Raw genomic sequence first — 508 nt, forward strand, 5'->3', positions numbered from 1 at the left:
GACAAGAAGGGTATGTTGGGCAGTTAGTTCCAACACTCTCTAAATGGTTATTTTCTCCCTTTGGTATCATCATTGCGCAAACCTACGTTGCCTGTTCAATACAAACGCGCAATGCCTACAGTGCGTTTATCTCTATTTCACCGCCTTATATACACACAGCTTATAATTTAGGCTTAACACCGCTAAAAACGTTTTTCCTGGTAGAAATCCCCCTCGTCTGGCGTTCATTACTGAGTGGCTGTGTTTTGGCGATGTCGCGGGCGCTGGGTGAATTTGGCGCCACGCTGATGTTGGCTGGCGCGACCAGAATGAAAACGGAAACCTTACCCATTGCGGTATTCCTGAATATTGCCAGCGGTGATTTTTCTTTGGCGGTCGGCTGTGCCCTGTTGCTGATTATTTTTTCGATTTTTCTCTTAGTAATCCTGCATCTGTTGCAACAACGAGGAAGGCTGAATGTTAAAGGTGAATGATCTTTCCTGCGGCATTCTGGAAAATATCAGTTTTT

Annotated in this window: 1 protein-coding gene; it reads left to right on the forward strand. The window is 45.1% G+C overall.

Translation table 11 applies throughout. The annotated features are described in order from the left end of the window. On the forward strand, positions 1-473 hold a 473-nt coding region (locus tag J5224_RS35365; RefSeq protein WP_264629432.1), incomplete at its 5' end, for an ABC transporter permease subunit. Between the last annotated feature and the right edge of the window lie 35 nt (positions 474-508).

This window comes from Candidatus Symbiopectobacterium sp. NZEC135, from assembly GCF_025962695.1.